This window comes from Neoroseomonas rubea, from assembly GCF_016106015.1.
GTDB classification, from domain to species: Bacteria; Pseudomonadota; Alphaproteobacteria; order Acetobacterales; family Acetobacteraceae; genus Neoroseomonas; species Neoroseomonas rubea.
In genome coordinates, this window is sequence record NZ_JACADQ010000025.1 from 14,350 (window position 1) to 28,505 (window position 14,156).

Sequence of the window (14,156 nt, forward strand, 5' to 3'; positions counted from 1 at the left end):
GGTCGCCCCGGCGGGTGCGGACACACCGCGCCGAGGCTGACCTCGACCATGGAGGGGTATCCCCATGACTGAGGCTGAGCGGACCAATAGCACGCCGGCGCCTGTGGAGCCTGACAGTCCGGGCGCGGAGATCATCCCCTTTCCTACCCCTGCCGCGTTCGGCAGCGACTGGGAACCTCTGACGGCGACGGGCCGGAAGATGCTCGCGCTCTGCAAACTCGTGGCGCCGGGCAGGGAGCGGGACCAGTACCTGCGAATTGCGAAGCAGTTGGACAGGTTGAAGGCGGCGAGGATCGGCTAGCATTCCATTGGCGGGGCTAGGCTGGCCCCCGAACGCCCGGACCCTCCGCGCCGGGCTGCCCCGCCGACCTGATACGCGGAGCGCGCGGAGGCGCGAGTGATACGCGGCAACGACATTGCGGGCGGCGCAAGCGCGTCCGACGGGTCCGAGCGAGGGGGTCCGAGCGGTAGAGGTCCGAGGGGTCCGACCCCACGCACACCTTTCATGACCGCTTGCGAGGTCATGACTTGGATCGGGCTTGGTCAGGCGCTCGATTTTTCCGAGTACGATCGTAGGGTTGACCTCCTTGAGCGCTGGGGTCCCGGCATCGATGACGACGCAGTATTGGCGTTGGACGCGAGAGCGGGGGAAGCGCCTTCGTGCACCGTCGTGCGCGTCATTGAGGGGAGCGGTGAGGCGATCGGGTACCGATCGCGTTACTTCTCGCCGAGCGGTCCCAAAGCCCTCCGCCACCTCCGCGCATGGCGCAGGCGGTACCTAGGAAGGCTCGTCACCTATAGAGAAATGGCGGTGGCGCTTCGGAGCGACATGCTCCGCGCTGCCGAGGACGAGCGTGCCGTGGAGGCTGGCAGGCTAGCCATGCTCGCGGAGTTGCAGCGCGGTTCGCTCATCGCGCTAGGCCGGCTAGAGACCGCGGATGGCAAGGCGGCAGCCGTCCCGACCGCGATCCCGCTCACATTCTGGGCGAACCGATGGCACACCATCGCGCCGCAGGGCAGAACCACGCTGGCGCCCGGGGCTCCGTTTGGCGAGCTCCTGGCCTCAGACCGGCCAAGGTGGCGCGAAGTACAGTTTGCGACCAAGGAGGTGCTGGCGATATGGCCCCCGGGCATGACCAGTACGGCGCCGCCAGTGCCCATTGACGCCCCGTCCCATCTCTCTTGGTTCCAGGCAGTGACGTGGATTGCCACGGGTGGCGACGTGATCCCTCACCACGACACCCATCCCGACCTCATTTGGCAGCGTCCGATAACCCGCGACGGCGAGGCCGCGCCATTGCCGCCTCCGTACATCATGACGCCCGACGACGCACAGAAGGTCCTGGTTCGGAGCCTCGCGCTTGGGGAACTCGAGTGCCTTGCGATTGAGGGGCCCGAGCGACCCGCCATCCCGGAAGGCCCCAGCGAGATCGTTCCCGCGCATCGCTGGCCCTTCTTGCACCCTGATCGCGGCGTCAGGACCAGTCACCCCGAAGGAGTTACCTACCTTTGGTTCTCCGCGACCTGTTGCTACTGGCGGCCGAAGTTCCGCTCGGTCGACGTGGTCAAACTTTGGCTGCCAGCGCGGACACCTCACACTGATGCGAAGCATGTCTACCGCACGGGAGCGCCTGGGCGACCGACGAGCGGGGCACTTGTGCTCGCTGAGCTGCGCCGCCGCGGCGAACAAGGTCAAGTAGAGCCAACGCTGGCCGCCGAGGCTCGCGCGCTGTCTGCGTGGTTACAGAGCACCCATTCGGAGGCGGCACAATTGCGGCCTCGCGCAATGGAGAACACAATCCGCAACGAGTACCGCCGCGTTCGTTCCGGACGCGATGCCATTAAATGATCGGCACTCGACGGATTTAGTGGCGTTTTTCGTGGCGCACCGTGTGTGGATTTTGAGGGCCTCGCAACGCAACGCAGAGGCCCCCATGGACCCGAACATCAACTTCGAGACGCTACCTCGCCACGTGGACCGCCGCGTCGGTGCCGAACTCGTCACCCGCTTCTTTTTTCCCGTCAGCCCGCGCTCCCTGGAGGTCTGGCCGGTGGCGTGGCGCCACGTGAATGGGCGGGCGCTGGTCGCGACGACCGAGCTCCTCGCGCTGGCCGCGCAGAAGCTGGCCGCAGCGCCGCCTATCCGGGGCGGGCGCCGCGCGAAGGAGGCGGCGTGATGACCGCGCTCCCGATGGCCCTCGGTGGCCCGAAGAAGCCCGGTGACGACACCACGCCGCCGTGGCCTTGCCCGGCGGTGGGGATGCTCGCGGCCCTGGATTGAAAACGCCCGGCGCGCTCAGAGGAGCACGGCCGGGCGGGAGAACTACACGCGGGTTGACCGGCCAAATATAGGCCGCCGCACTCCCCGAGGCCAGCACTCTGAGCGTTCCGGCGAGCCTGAAAGGCTCCCGATGAAGACCCAAAGCCCCAACCGGCAAGGCGCGACGCTGAAGCGCCCTGCGGCGGACGATGCCGACCTGTTCAGGGTGAGCCTCACCCCCGGCCGCATCGCCGAGGCGATCGCACGTGTGGAGATGGCCGGCGAGCGGCATTGGATCCCACTCCTTCGCGCTCTCGGCCAAAGGCGCATCGTCCTGATCGTGATCAATCGAACCTCGGACGCGCTGCCGATCCGCTGGCTCAAGCGCCATCCCCTGCCGGCGCTGATCCTCGTCACTGATGATGACTTCCGGTCGAGCGGTCCCACCGCCTTTCCCGACGCGCGTAAGGCGCTGCGCTACGCCGCGACGCACCTGATCCACGGCGCCCGGGCTGAGATCGAGCACTACGAAGGGGCCATCCTTGCGGCCGAGGCCAAGGGCTCGTGCTGCTTGGTTGAGACGGATGCGGCGCATCTGGACGAGTGGATTGCCTTCGCCGCACTGGCCGCGCGCCCGCGCCGGGTGCCAACGCTCGTGGTACGCCCGACCGAGGGTGCCGGCCCGATCGTCAGGGAGGCCGTGCATTGAGCGCGCACCTTCCCCATAGCCTCGCCCGCGGCGCGGAGCATCTGCACGCGCTCGGGCCACGGGCCATCGCCGAGTTCCTGCACGAGATCGCAGGCACGATTGGCGAAGGCGCTGAGGACGTGATTGCCGATCGGTTGGTGCGGTGGCGGCGCCTCGATCCCTGCCTGCTGCGGGCCGTCCTGGCGCGTCACTCGGCGGGGCGCGAGTTCCCCGCGGCGGTGCAGCTCGTGGAGGCCACGCGATGAGCGAGGCGGGTTCCGCGATCACGCTGATCAAGTCGTTCAAGCCGGCGCAAGTCTGCAAGTCGTTCGTGCTGGGCGCGGATGGCCGCATGACGAAGCGCGCGGTGGCGGCGGTGATTGAAGGGCAGGCCGTGACACGGCACGTCCCGGACGCGCGGGCCATGGCTTCCCTCCTGCGGATCGTGACCGAGCGCGCGGACCTGGCGCTTTGCGCTGGCGCCTTCCACGGCGCGGGCCGGGATACCTTCCGCCTTGTGTCGGAGGAGGCCCTGGCGCGCCTCGCTGGTGGCGAAGTGGGCCGCGTGGCGGGCGGGATCCACCACATCAGCGGCGAACGGGTAGCCGCCCGCCTGAAGCGCGGCATAGCGCCGGCGTCTTGGCTGCTGCTGGACTGCGACAATCCCCCCGGCATCCCCGAGGCCTGGGCGGCGATGGGCATTGCCGATCGGCTCGCGATGCTCGAGCCCCTGATCCCTGGCATTGCCCGCTGCGAGCGCATCGAAGCGCGCTCCTCCTCCGCCCGCGTGGTGCGGGATGGCCAGCCGCCGGGCACTGCCTCCCATGCATGGGTCCGGGTGTCCGATGGCGCCGCGATCGCCACGCTCAAGGCGCACGTCACGGTGGGGATGGTGACGGCCGGGCTGTCGTTCCCCTCGCCGCGGTTCTCCCGGGTCGAACCCGGCACGGTGATCGGCCACCAGCCTCGCACGGTGGTTGACCTGGCGGTGTGGGACACGGGGCGGCTCGTCTTCTGCGCGCGGCCGGATGTGACGGGCGCCCCCGGCTACAGCGTGGCGGACGCTGGCATCAGCATCGTGAACCCGGGCGGTGGGACGCTGGACCTGTCTGGCGTGCGTCTGCCCGATAGGGCGGCGCTGGCCGGCTACCGGCGGCGCACGGGCGTCGAGATGCAGATGGAGGCGAAGCCGGGCGGCATCGTCATCCGGAGCACCGGCGAGCTCACCATGGACACGGAGATCGAGCGGAAGGGCAAGGCGAAGGCCCTGCGCGCCTGGGTCGCTGACATGCGGCCGGGCGACCGGCTGCGGTGCGAGGCACCCTTCCGCGCGTCGCAGTCTGAGGCGGCGGTGCTGGTCGTCCTGAGCGACGGCCGGCCAGCGTTGCACGATGTCGGCAACGGCGTGACCTACTATGTCGCCCCTGATCCGACAGCCACCGCCAAGCGCCGCGAGCTCGCCCGCCGCGTACTGCGCCAACTGCGGCGCGGGGAGACACCCGACACCATCCGAGCGACCGCGGCCGGTCCCGTGACTGCGCAAGGCATCTCCGCGACGGAGCTCGAGCGCATCATCGGCTGGGCTTCGCGTGCCGCGGCCAGGACGGAGGCCCGCTAATGGACGCCGCTTCCTTCGAGGGGTTGAACATCCCGCACGGGCGCGACAACGAGCCATCGGAGTTGACGGAGGACAGCGTCGCGCTTGCCTTCACCGCGCAGCATGGCGACACGCTCCGCTACTGCCACGACACGGGGAAGTGGTTTGTCTTCGTCGGCTCACACTGGAAGATGAACCGGGATCACATGGCGTTCGACTGGGCGCGAGACCTGATCCGCCGGCTCAATCGAAACTCGGAATTCAAGACGAAGGCGATCACGGGGAAGGTCGCGTTCGCGTCGGGCGTCGAGACCTTCGCGCAGCGCGACCGGCGGCACGCGGTAACCGCCGCGACCTGGGACCCTGAACCCTTCCTGCTCGGGACGCCTGGCGGCACGGTGGACCTTCGGACGGGCATCCTGCGCGACGCGCGGCAATGCGACTACATCACGAAGGTTACGGCCGTGACGCCTTCTCCCAAGGCGGAATGCCCGACCTGGCTTGCCTTCCTGAAGCAGGCGACGGGCGACGATCCCGCGCTGATCCGGTTCCTCCAGCAATGGTGCGGCTACTGCCTCACCGGCTCGACCCGCGAGCACGCCTTGTTGTTCATCTACGGGCCGGGCGGCAACGGGAAATCGGTCCTGCTCAACACCACGGCGGGCATCCTCGGCGACTATCACCAGACGGCCGCCATGGACACGTTCACCGAAGCCGGCGGCCGGCAGCACCTGACCTTCCTCGCGATGATGCGCGGCGCCCGGATGGTGACGGCGAGCGAAACCGAGGAAGGCCGCGCCTGGGCCGAGGCGCGCATCAAGCAGATGACGGGCGGCGACCCGATAACGGCGAACTTCATGCGCAAAGACCCGTTCACCTTCACGCCCGCCTTCAAGCTGACGATCGCCGGTAATCACAAGCCCGCCCTGAAGAACGTGGACGAGGCTGCGCGGCGCCGGTTCAACATCGTCCCCTTCCTGCACAAGCCCGCGCGGCCGGATCGCGACCTGGAGGCGAAGCTCCGGAAAGAATGGCCGGGCATCCTCCGCTGGATGATCGACGGGTGTCTCGACTGGCAGAAGAGCGGGATCGTCAGGCCGGCGATTGTGACCGAGACGACGGACGACTACTTCGAGGCGCAGAACGTGATCGGCCGGTGGATGGAGGAGCGGTGCGACCTGCTCCCCACGGCGCAACTGCCGCCTGGGCAACTCTGCTCGGCCTGCCGCGCCTGGGCGATTGAGAACGGCGAGGAACCCCCGACCCCGTCGCAGTTCCGCAGTGCGATCGAGAAGGTTCCCGGCGTCCGCTATCTGAAGGTCAAGGGCGTGCGGAAGGTGCAGGGGCTCGCGCTGAAGCCTCAGCCGAAGCGGTCGGATGAACACAGGGGGCGGGAGGGGGCAGGTGAATACCATTAACGCACACGTGCGCGCGCGCGGATGAGAGGCAAATGGATAGAACCCGCCCCCTCATGCCCCCCAGCCCCTTGCCCGAACCGCGAGGACGGGTCGCAGACGGATGCACCCAGGGTCCTATGCCATGGGCCTGAGGACGTAACGCGAATGCCTGACACCGGCAGCGAGAGGACGGAAAGGCATGCCGCAATGACGGCGGACGAGCGCCGCGTGCGGAACGCCGAGCGGCAGAGGGCATATCGGGACCGGCGCCGGCGCGGCGTGGTGTGGGCTTGGATCGAGATCGAGCCGCGTTCCCTGGCGGGGCTGGAACGGCTCGGCCTTCTGCCGCCTGGGGAGCGAGACCTCGGCGCGGTGTCGGAGGCGGTCGCGCGCTTCGTCCACGCTGCCGCACCGCTCGCCGCGGTTGGCGATGCGCTCTGGCCCGCGGCGGAGGGCGGCGCCGAATGATGCGGCCGAACGTCCCTACCGGCTGGGCGGGGTTTCGCGCCCTGCGCCAGGCGCCCGCCCCAGTGCGGCCCGTTCGACACGGGAACTGGAAGCACGGGCTGCGGTCAAAGTCCTACCCGCGCGAACGGCGCGAATTCCTGTGGGCCTGCCGGGCATTAGACGTTGCCCTGGGCCGTCGCCGCGGGAGGGCTCTCTCGAGGATGCCGGCGGAGCTCCTGGACGTATGGTGCCCACCGCTCGCCGAAGGCTGGGCGGGGTTTCGCCGCTTGCGGGGGCGGACATGAGCGGAGAGCGAGCGCCGCGGACGGATGCTGAACTCGCCCTGCATGAGGACGCGATCACCGCAGCCATGGCCGCTCACCTGAGCGAGCACGACCGGGTTGCCTTGTCCTACAGCGGCGGCGCGGAGAGCGGGCTCCTGCTGCACCTGTTCCGCCCCTTCCGGGATCGCTTCGTTGCCCTGTGGGTGAACCCCGGCGCGCTGCCGCATGAGGCCGAGCATGTGCGGCGCCAGGCAGCGGGCGGGCCGTTTGTGGAGCTGCTGAGCGACCGAGAGGCCGCATGGCGGCAATACGGGTTGCCAAGCCTCCTCCCGCCCTCCCGGCTGCTTGGGCTGCCCTGGGATGACGCTCCTCCGACCGGACAGCGCATCGCGCCCAATCAGATTTGCTGCGCGATGGTGCGGTCCCAGCCAGCCCATGATTGGCTGGGAGCGAACGCGTTCACGCTCCACGTCCATGGGCAGCGGCGCGGGGAGGGGACGGGCCTGTTCAGCCCGCTGGCCCTCAGGCCCTACGCTTCGTGGGGCCCGCTGGCGGGATGGACGCGCGCGGAGGTCATGCGGCGGGTAGGCGTTCACGCTGTCCCCCTGCCGGCACAGTATGCCGAAGGTGCCCCTGAGACTTTCGAGTGCGCGATCTGCCCGGCGAACCTTGCCCCGGCACGCATGGCCTTCCTCCGGAAGCACTACCCCGCGGAGCACGCCGAGACGGTGCGGCTGGCCGGGGAGGCGTTCCGCGTTGTCTCCGCTGCCTATGAGGATCAGCGAAGGGCGTTGGAGGCTGCCTCCGGGGACTGAGATCGAGCCCCGGCGATGGTGCGAGGCGATGGTGCGAGCCGCCATGCGCGCGCGACCCGGAACCGAACCATCCGCCGCCGCGTCACATTCCCGCGAGCCCGGAACGAGTTAGGCATTTCGACACGTTGTCGTGATAACCCGCCCTCGGATCGGCCCGGCAGCGAACGGGAGAACGGAATGGACGAGAACGAATTGAGCCCGGAAGCGGTCAAAGCCTGGTGCGCCGAACTCCGCCGCTCCAAGGCGCGGGTCGCCTTCATGCGAGAGGAACTGCCGACGATCATTGCAGAGAGCGGCGAGGGGGTTGCCGCCGCCCTTCGAGCCGACCTCGAATTGCTCGACCTGCACGCCGCGATCCTTGAGACGTGGATCGTCACAGCCGGCGGCGGTTGGGTCCGGGACGCGCCACCCCATGCGGTAGCCCGAACACCTCGTGCGTGACCGGGGCAGGGGCGCGAGATTGCCCGCCGGTTTGTCCCTACATCGCGAAAAGGCGCGCGATCACGTCTTCAATGTCCAACTCGGCGGGCTGCTCCCGCTCGGTCGCATCGAACCAGTCGCAAATCGCGCGCTCAAGATCGGGATGGAAGTCGCCGAGGAACCAGCGCGCCGGCCATTGGCTGCGGGGGACAAACGCGCGCCGCGCACCATAGGCGAAAAGCACTCGGTCGCCGTCCATGCGATAGGTTAACAGGCGCTCCATCTGGAAACGCTTACAAAACAGGCAGTCGCGTAATCAAGCGAAATCATTCCATTTTGCGTTAGATCAAGAGGTGCTGCTTGGACGTCAGGCGGCGCCTACGGGGACATGGCTGAGCCATCCCGGCGGTGGGCTAACGTCCACCTCATGTCGCCCCGAACCTTCCACACGCTCGACACCTGGCCGCGGGAGCTCGTACTCGCGGTTGGGCAGGCGTACCGGCAGAACGGCGCAGAGGGCACGCTAGAGCCCGCAGGCTGGCACCGCATCCGCGACGCCTACCTGGCCGCCGGCGGTGATCCGGAGACGGTGGCGACCACGCCGAACAAGATCATCGCCACGCTATGCCGGGTTCACCCGGGCTGGATGCACGGGCCGACGCGGCGCCGGGTCGCTGAGGAGGAGGAGGCGGCGCGGGCTGCCCGACGCTTGGAGGTGGCAAGGCGCAATCTGGCGCCATAGGCTCCCTCGGCTAACCGGGAGAGCAACCAATGAGGATATTCTTGCCGCTGGTGCTTGCCCTCGCGGCGTGCGCTTCGGGCCCGCTTGCGCCGGAATTTACCTCACCAGAGCGATGGATCCCGCTCGGGGCGAGCCGCATGGGCTCGATCGAAACCCGGGACGCGTTGAGCCGAGAGAACATCAGCCGAAACCGCTCTCAGGTCACCATGACCATGCAGATGGTCGCGCTGAACCACGATTGGCCCTGGGGCGGTCGGGTCGCGCACGTTGAGGTCACGGCGGATTGCCGCACCAACGCGTTCACGTTCAACAGTGCCGAGGGATACACAACAGGCGGAACGCTCGTCGGCTCTGCGGCGCGCTTCCAACTTCAGGACAGCGGGACGCAAGAGTGGGTGGCACGGCCGGGCTCAACCGCCTGGAACGCAATCCGGCGGGCGTGTGAGAACCGCCTCACCTGATCAGGCATCCGGCGCGCCCTGCCCGAGGCAAATCGCCACCGCTGCGGCCGTCTAGCCGTGACCATTATGGTCGGAACTTCGACCCCCCCGTCCGGTCAATGTCCGGTTCGGGCGCCTTGGTCCATAGCGGCGCTAAGCAAAAAACTGAGGAAAATGCTGGCGTCCCCGAGAGGATTCGAACCTCCGGCCCCAGGATTAGGAATCCTGTGCTCTATCCTGCTGAGCTACGGGGACCCACCCCTGGTCTTCTACCACGCCCTCAGCGGCGCCGGAACCGCTCCACGGCGCTGACCAGCGCCGTCCGCACGCCCGGTTCCAGCGCGGAATGCCCCGCATCGGGCACGATCGTCAGCCGCGCGCCTGGCCAGGCGGCGGCGAGTTCGAACGCTGTCTCCGGCGGGCAGACCATGTCATAGCGCCCCTGCACGATCTCGGCGGGGATGGACGCGATGCGACCGATGCGCCCGAGCAGCCCCTCGGGCGGGAGGAATAGGTCGTGCGCGAAGTAATGCGCCTCGATCCGCGCGAGACCAAGCGCCGTGCGGTCCTGCGCGAAGGAGGCGACGGTCTCGGGGGACGGCAGTAGGGTCGAGCAGGACCCTTCGTACTGGCTCCAGGCCCGCGCCGCGGGCAGGTGCACCGCCGGGTCGGGGTCGCAAAGGCGCTTGAGGTAGCCCGCCAGCAGGTCGCCGCGTTCCTCGGGCGGCAGGTGCTCGGCGAAGGCGGCCCAGGCATCGGGGAAGACGCGCTTCAGGCCATCGAGGAACCACTCGACCTCGGTCTGCCGGCCGAGGAAGACGCCGCGCAGGACGCAGCCCGTCACACGCTCCGGATGCTCCTGCGCATAGGCGAGCGCGAGCGTCGAGCCCCAGGACCCGCCGAACAGCAGCCAGCGCTCGATGCCGAGGAAGCGGCGCAGCGTCTCGATGTCCGAGACGAGGTGCGGCGTCGTGTTCTCCCGCAACTCGCCAAGCGGGCGGGACCGGCCTGCGCCGCGCTGGTCGAAGATCACGATGCGCCAATGGCCGGGGTCGAAGAAGCGCCGGTGCACCGCGCCCGCGCCCGCGCCGGGGCCGCCATGGAGGAACAGCACGGGCTGGCCCCGCGGATTGCCGACCTGCTCCCAATACATGACATGCCCGCCGGACAGCGGCAGGAGGCCCGTCTCATAGGGAGCGATGTCGGGAAAGAGGTCGCCGCGCGGCATGGCGGCGAAGATGTGCCCGCCCGCAGGCGCGGCCGCAATGGGGCAGGCGCTCCCTTCGCGCGGATTCGCACCCTGAGCGTCGTGATTCCGGTGGCGGCCGGATTGCGCTAACCTGACCGTTGCATGGCAGAGACGCCCTCCACCTCCTCCCGTTCCGCCGCCGCCGGCCAGGTCGCCTGCGGTGTCTGCGGCCGCGAGAGCCGCCAGCCGCCGTTCCGGCCGCCGCCGCCGGAACAGGCGCCGGACCTCGACCTGCGCCCCGGGGAGCCGGTGCGCTCGACCATGGCGCGTTGGCTGCAGCAATGCCCGCATTGCGGCTATGCGGCGCCGGCGATCGCACGGGCGCATCCGGGCGCGGCCGCGGCGGTCAACGCGGCACCCTTCCGCGCGCTGATCGCGGATGCCTCGCACCCGCCGCTCGCCCGCCGCTTCCTCGCCTGGGCCCATGTCCTGGAGGAGACGGGCGCGCTGCACGCCGCGGCCGAGGCGACGCTGCAGGCCGCCTGGGTCGCCGACGATGCCGGCAAGCCGGACCTCTCGCGGTCCTGGCGCCAGGAAGCGGTGGCGTTGTGGCGCAGCGGGCCGCCGCTCGATGCCGAGCAGACCGTGCGCATCATCGACGCGCTCCGCCGGGCCGAGGCCTGGGAGGATGCCGACGCGACGGCCGACGACCTGGCCCGCCTGTCCCCGCCCGAGGCCGTCGGCCAGGTGGTGGCGCTGGAACGCCGGCTTCTCGCCGCGCGCGATGCCGGGCGACACACCGTGGCGAGCGCCCTGCCGCCGCCCGCGCGGCGCCCGCATGCGACTCATCAGCGGCGGGACATCGCCGGGGGCGGGATGCTCGGCTGGCTGAAGCGGCTGTTCGGACGGGGCTGAGGGCCCGGGGCGGGGCTTGCCTCCGCTTCGCTGATGTGTAGAGTTATATTATAACATTCTTGGTTGTCCGCCATGCGTCGCCGCTCCCTGTTCGCCCTGCCCATCCTGGCGCTGCCTGCCGTCGCGCGCGCCCAGGCGCGCCTGCCCGTCGTCGCCTCCTTCTCCATCCTCGGCGACATGGTCTCGAAGGTCGGGGGGGACCGGATCGCGCTGCGCGTCATCGCCGGGCCGGATGCCGATGCGCATGGCTTCCAGCCGCGGCCCTCGGACGCGGCGGCGCTGCGTGACGCGGCGCTCGTCGTGCGCAACGGCCTCGGCTTCGATGGCTGGATGGACCGGCTGGTGCGGTCCGCCGGCTATCGCGGCCCCGTCGCCACGGCGACCGAGGGGCTGACCCCGCGCATGATGGAAGCGCATCACCACGGCCACGCCCATGACCATGGCGGCGCCGCGCGGCGCCAGCAGCACAGCGTCGGGCCGCGCATGGTGCCCGACCCGCATGCCTGGCAGGACCTTCGGCACGGCCAGCACTACGTGCGCGCCATCGCCGCCGCTCTGTCCGCCGCGGATGCCGCGGGCGAGGCCGCGTACCGCCGCAACGCGGAAGCCTTCCTCGCGCGCCTCGCCACCCTCGATGCCTGGGTGCGGGCCGAGATCGGCCGCGTGCCGGAAGCCCGCCGCCGCGTCGTCACCAGCCACGACGCCTTCGGCTACTTCGGTGCCGCCTACGGCATCGCCTTCCTCTCGCCGCAGGGGGTCTCGACCGAGGCCGAGCCGTCCGCCGCGCAGGTCGCGCGCCTGATCCGCCAGATGAAGGCGGAGAACATCACCGCGGTGTTCATGGAGAACATGGCGAACCCCGCGACGCTGCGCCGCGTGGCGGCGGAAGCGGGCGTCACGGTCGGCGGGCGGCTCTTCGCCGATGCGCTCTCGCCCCCCAGCGGACCGGCACCGGACTACGAGGCGATGTTCCGGCACAATGTCGGACTGCTCGTGCCCGCCATGCGCGGTGGCGCGGCATGAGGCGCGCGCTGCTCGCCGCGGCGCTCCTCGCCGCCGCGCCCGCCGTCGCGCAGGAGGCGCCGCGCGCCTTCCCGCATGTCTCGGCCGAGGCCGATCTCGGCCTCTATTCCGTCTCGACCGTCTCCGCGCCGGACCGCGAGCGGCGCGGCACCTCGGTCTACCTGTTCGGGGAACTCGCCGCCGGGCTGCATCTCGCCCCGGGCCTCTCGCTGCAGGGCGTGATCGCCTTCGAGCCGATCGGAGAAGGCGATTCGACCGGCGGCACGCCGAATGACGGTGTCACGCTGTTCCGGCGGCAATCGGCCTTCCTTGAGGCGCTGTTCGTCGAATGGAAGCCGACGGATGGGCTGACCTTGTATGGCGGCCGCTTCGTCGCCCCCTTCGGGCGGGGGCATCACGACTTCCCTGGCATCCTCACGCGCGTCCGCGCGCATGAGGTGCAGATGATCGGCGACAGCCTCGGCCTCGGCGGGACCTGGACCTTCCTGTCGGATCCGCGCTTCGGCGAGCACGACATCTCGCTCGCGGCCTTCACGCTCGACCGCACCGCGCTCTCCTCCACCTGGATGACGCGGCGGCGCTGCTGCGACGAGCGCTACGAGCGCTACGACCGCAACACCCGCCAGCAGGGCGGGCCGGCGAATACGGGACAACTCGACAATGCCGCGATCGCGCTGGACGGCGACGGCTTCGACTGGCTGCCCGGCTTCTCCTACCACCTCGCCGCCGTGACGCGCGCGCCCGGCATCGACGGCACCGCACGCGAATGGGGCTATGCCGGCGCGCTGCGCTACGAGCAGCGCTGGAACCGCGACCACCGCACGCTGGTCTTCGCCGAGGCCGTGCAGTTCCGCAACGCCGGCGGGCGGCCACGTGGAGAGATCGCGACCGTGACGACCGACCCCGACACGGGGGAGGCGTTGGACGGCACGCTCGAGACCACGATAGCCGAGCGGCGCAGCTTCACGACGCTCGGCGTGCAGCACCGCTACGAGGCGTGGCGCGGCACGCTGGCCTGGCAGCGCGACCAGCGCAAGCGCAGCGCCGACACGCTGCCGACCGAGAACTACGTGGAAGCCTCGGTTGGGCACGACCTCGGCGGCGGCTTCGGCATCGACATCGGCTACCAGTGGTCGCGCTATGTGCGGGAGGAGACGGGCCGCCTTGGCACCGCGCATGCCGTGCTGCTGCGGCTCGGCTACAGCGGCGGCTTCTGAACCGTGGCAGTCTCCGGGCATGCGCCCGGAGACACCGCCGCACTGGCTCCATCCCTCGATGATTGCCGAGGCGCGCGCCGCGCAGGCGGAGATGGCGGCGCGGCTGGTCATGGAGGATGCGCTGCCCGCGCGCATCGCGTGCCTCGGCGGCGCCGATGTCTCCGCCACGCGCTTCGACCCGGCGCGGCGCGTCTTCGCCGCGATCGTGACGCTGGATGCGACGGGGGCCGAGGCCGCGCGCGCGACGGAAGCCCGCATCGCCGACTTCCCCTACATCCCCGGCTATCTCGGCTTCCGCGAAGCGCCGGCGCTGGCGGCCTGCTGGGCGCGCCTGGCGCCGAAGCCGGACCTGCTGCTGGTGGACGGGCAGGGGGCGGCCCATCCGCGCGGCCTCGGCGTCGCCTGCCATCTCGGCCTGGTGCTGGATGTGCCCACGATCGGCGTCGCCAAGTCGCTGCTGGTGGGGGAGGCGAGCCCCGGCCCGGAACCCGGCGACACCGCGCCGATCGTCTGGAAGGGCCGGGAGATCGGGGTCGCCCTGCGCACGCGGCGGCGCGCGAGCCCGCTCTACATCTCGGTCGGGCATCGCGTGTCGCTCGCGACGGCGCTGCGCATCGTGCGGGCGGCCTGCGACGGGCGCCGCCTGCCGCCCGCGATCCGCGCGGCGCATGAGGCGGCGAATGCCGCGCGGCGCGCGACGATCGATCCGGATCGCGCGGGGG

At 70.2% G+C, this 14,156-nt stretch carries 16 protein-coding genes and 1 tRNA gene; 14 read left to right on the plus strand and 3 right to left on the minus strand.

Annotation, left to right across the window (positions count from 1 at the left end; genetic code table 11):
- Window positions 1-505 precede the first annotated feature (505 nt).
- From HW577_RS05045 to HW577_RS05085, 9 genes are all read left to right on the plus strand, one after another.
- Window positions 506-1,849, plus strand: a complete 1,344-nt coding sequence (locus tag HW577_RS05045) for a hypothetical protein (protein WP_198374977.1) — start codon at window positions 506-508, stop codon at window positions 1,847-1,849.
- 85 nt (window positions 1,850-1,934) lie between these two features.
- On the plus strand, window positions 1,935-2,177 hold the full coding sequence (locus HW577_RS05050; protein WP_198374978.1) for a hypothetical protein: 243 nt from the start codon (window positions 1,935-1,937) through the stop codon (window positions 2,175-2,177).
- Window positions 2,178-2,486: 309 nt separating this feature from the next.
- The gene (locus tag HW577_RS05055; RefSeq protein ID WP_198374979.1) at window positions 2,487-2,969 is read left to right on the plus strand and encodes a hypothetical protein; all 483 of its coding nucleotides are present in this window, start codon (window positions 2,487-2,489) and stop codon (window positions 2,967-2,969) included.
- Entirely contained in the window at window positions 2,966-3,214 is a 249-nt protein-coding gene (locus HW577_RS05060; protein WP_198374980.1) for a hypothetical protein, read from the plus strand. Before HW577_RS05055 ends, HW577_RS05060 begins: the two co-directional genes overlap by 4 nt.
- Window positions 3,211-4,566 carry a hypothetical protein gene (locus tag HW577_RS05065; RefSeq protein WP_198374981.1) on the plus strand — a complete coding sequence of 452 codons (1,356 nt, stop codon included), beginning with the start codon at window positions 3,211-3,213 and terminating at the stop codon, window positions 4,564-4,566. The genes HW577_RS05060 and HW577_RS05065 overlap by 4 nt, the downstream gene beginning before the upstream one ends.
- Window positions 4,566-5,963 carry a phage/plasmid primase, P4 family gene (locus tag HW577_RS05070; protein WP_198374982.1) on the plus strand — a complete coding sequence of 466 codons (1,398 nt, stop codon included), beginning with the start codon at window positions 4,566-4,568 and terminating at the stop codon, window positions 5,961-5,963. The genes HW577_RS05065 and HW577_RS05070 overlap by 1 nt, the downstream gene beginning before the upstream one ends.
- A gap of 144 nt (window positions 5,964-6,107) precedes the next feature.
- On the plus strand, window positions 6,108-6,410 hold the full coding sequence (locus HW577_RS05075; RefSeq protein WP_198374983.1) for a hypothetical protein: 303 nt from the start codon (window positions 6,108-6,110) through the stop codon (window positions 6,408-6,410).
- Between the two features lie 280 nt (window positions 6,411-6,690).
- Entirely contained in the window at window positions 6,691-7,488 is a 798-nt protein-coding gene (locus HW577_RS05080; RefSeq protein ID WP_232474688.1) for a phosphoadenosine phosphosulfate reductase domain-containing protein, read from the plus strand.
- A 177-nt stretch (window positions 7,489-7,665) separates the two neighbouring features.
- Window positions 7,666-7,929, plus strand: coding sequence for a hypothetical protein (locus HW577_RS05085; protein ID WP_198374985.1), 264 nt, complete (start codon window positions 7,666-7,668; stop codon window positions 7,927-7,929).
- A 37-nt stretch (window positions 7,930-7,966) separates the two neighbouring features.
- On the opposite strand, the gene HW577_RS05090 is transcribed toward HW577_RS05085, so the two are convergent.
- The gene (locus HW577_RS05090) at window positions 7,967-8,191 is read right to left on the minus strand and encodes a hypothetical protein (RefSeq protein WP_198374986.1); all 225 of its coding nucleotides are present in this window, start codon (window positions 8,189-8,191) and stop codon (window positions 7,967-7,969) included.
- 500 nt (window positions 8,192-8,691) lie between these two features.
- Between HW577_RS05090 and HW577_RS05095 the strand changes: the two genes are divergently transcribed.
- Window positions 8,692-9,111, plus strand: a complete 420-nt coding sequence (locus HW577_RS05095) for a hypothetical protein (protein WP_198374987.1) — start codon at window positions 8,692-8,694, stop codon at window positions 9,109-9,111.
- A 157-nt stretch (window positions 9,112-9,268) separates the two neighbouring features.
- Here the strand turns inward: HW577_RS05095 and HW577_RS05100 are convergent.
- A tRNA-Arg gene (locus tag HW577_RS05100) sits at window positions 9,269-9,345 on the minus strand.
- 25 nt (window positions 9,346-9,370) lie between these two features.
- On the minus strand, window positions 9,371-10,318 hold the full coding sequence (pip, locus tag HW577_RS05105) for a prolyl aminopeptidase (RefSeq protein ID WP_198374988.1): 948 nt from the start codon (window positions 10,316-10,318) through the stop codon (window positions 9,371-9,373).
- Window positions 10,319-10,441: 123 nt separating this feature from the next.
- On the opposite strand from pip, the gene HW577_RS05110 reads away from it, so the two are divergent.
- The 4 genes from HW577_RS05110 to HW577_RS05125 form a co-directional block, all read left to right on the plus strand.
- Window positions 10,442-11,194, plus strand: a complete 753-nt coding sequence (locus HW577_RS05110) for a hypothetical protein (protein WP_198374989.1) — start codon at window positions 10,442-10,444, stop codon at window positions 11,192-11,194.
- A gap of 72 nt (window positions 11,195-11,266) precedes the next feature.
- Complete coding sequence (locus tag HW577_RS05115; RefSeq protein WP_198374990.1) at window positions 11,267-12,217, plus strand: metal ABC transporter solute-binding protein, Zn/Mn family; 951 nt, start codon at window positions 11,267-11,269, stop codon at window positions 12,215-12,217.
- Window positions 12,214-13,434, plus strand: coding sequence for a hypothetical protein (locus tag HW577_RS05120; protein WP_198374991.1), 1,221 nt, complete (start codon window positions 12,214-12,216; stop codon window positions 13,432-13,434). Before HW577_RS05115 ends, HW577_RS05120 begins: the two co-directional genes overlap by 4 nt.
- Before the next feature lie 19 nt (window positions 13,435-13,453).
- Window positions 13,454-14,156 (plus strand): endonuclease V (locus tag HW577_RS05125; RefSeq protein ID WP_198374992.1); only part of this gene is annotated, 703 nt, incomplete at its 3' end.

Coding starts and splice junctions, on each gene's coding strand:
- HW577_RS05045 (WP_198374977.1), top strand. CDS start 506: ATGACCGCTTGCGAGGTCATGACTTGGATCGGGCTTGGTCAGGCGCTC.
- HW577_RS05050 (WP_198374978.1), top strand. CDS start 1,935: ATGGACCCGAACATCAACTTCGAGACGCTACCTCGCCACGTGGACCGC.
- HW577_RS05065 (WP_198374981.1), top strand. CDS start 3,211: ATGAGCGAGGCGGGTTCCGCGATCACGCTGATCAAGTCGTTCAAGCCG.
- HW577_RS05070 (WP_198374982.1), top strand. CDS start 4,566: ATGGACGCCGCTTCCTTCGAGGGGTTGAACATCCCGCACGGGCGCGAC.
- HW577_RS05075 (WP_198374983.1), top strand. CDS start 6,108: ATGCCTGACACCGGCAGCGAGAGGACGGAAAGGCATGCCGCAATGACG.
- HW577_RS05080 (WP_232474688.1), top strand. CDS start 6,691: ATGAGCGGAGAGCGAGCGCCGCGGACGGATGCTGAACTCGCCCTGCAT.
- HW577_RS05085 (WP_198374985.1), top strand. CDS start 7,666: ATGGACGAGAACGAATTGAGCCCGGAAGCGGTCAAAGCCTGGTGCGCC.
- HW577_RS05090 (WP_198374986.1), bottom strand. CDS start 8,191: ATGGAGCGCCTGTTAACCTATCGCATGGACGGCGACCGAGTGCTTTTC.
- pip (WP_198374988.1), bottom strand. CDS start 10,318: ATGCCGCGCGGCGACCTCTTTCCCGACATCGCTCCCTATGAGACGGGC.
- HW577_RS05110 (WP_198374989.1), top strand. CDS start 10,442: ATGGCAGAGACGCCCTCCACCTCCTCCCGTTCCGCCGCCGCCGGCCAG.
- HW577_RS05115 (WP_198374990.1), top strand. CDS start 11,267: ATGCGTCGCCGCTCCCTGTTCGCCCTGCCCATCCTGGCGCTGCCTGCC.
- HW577_RS05120 (WP_198374991.1), top strand. CDS start 12,214: ATGAGGCGCGCGCTGCTCGCCGCGGCGCTCCTCGCCGCCGCGCCCGCC.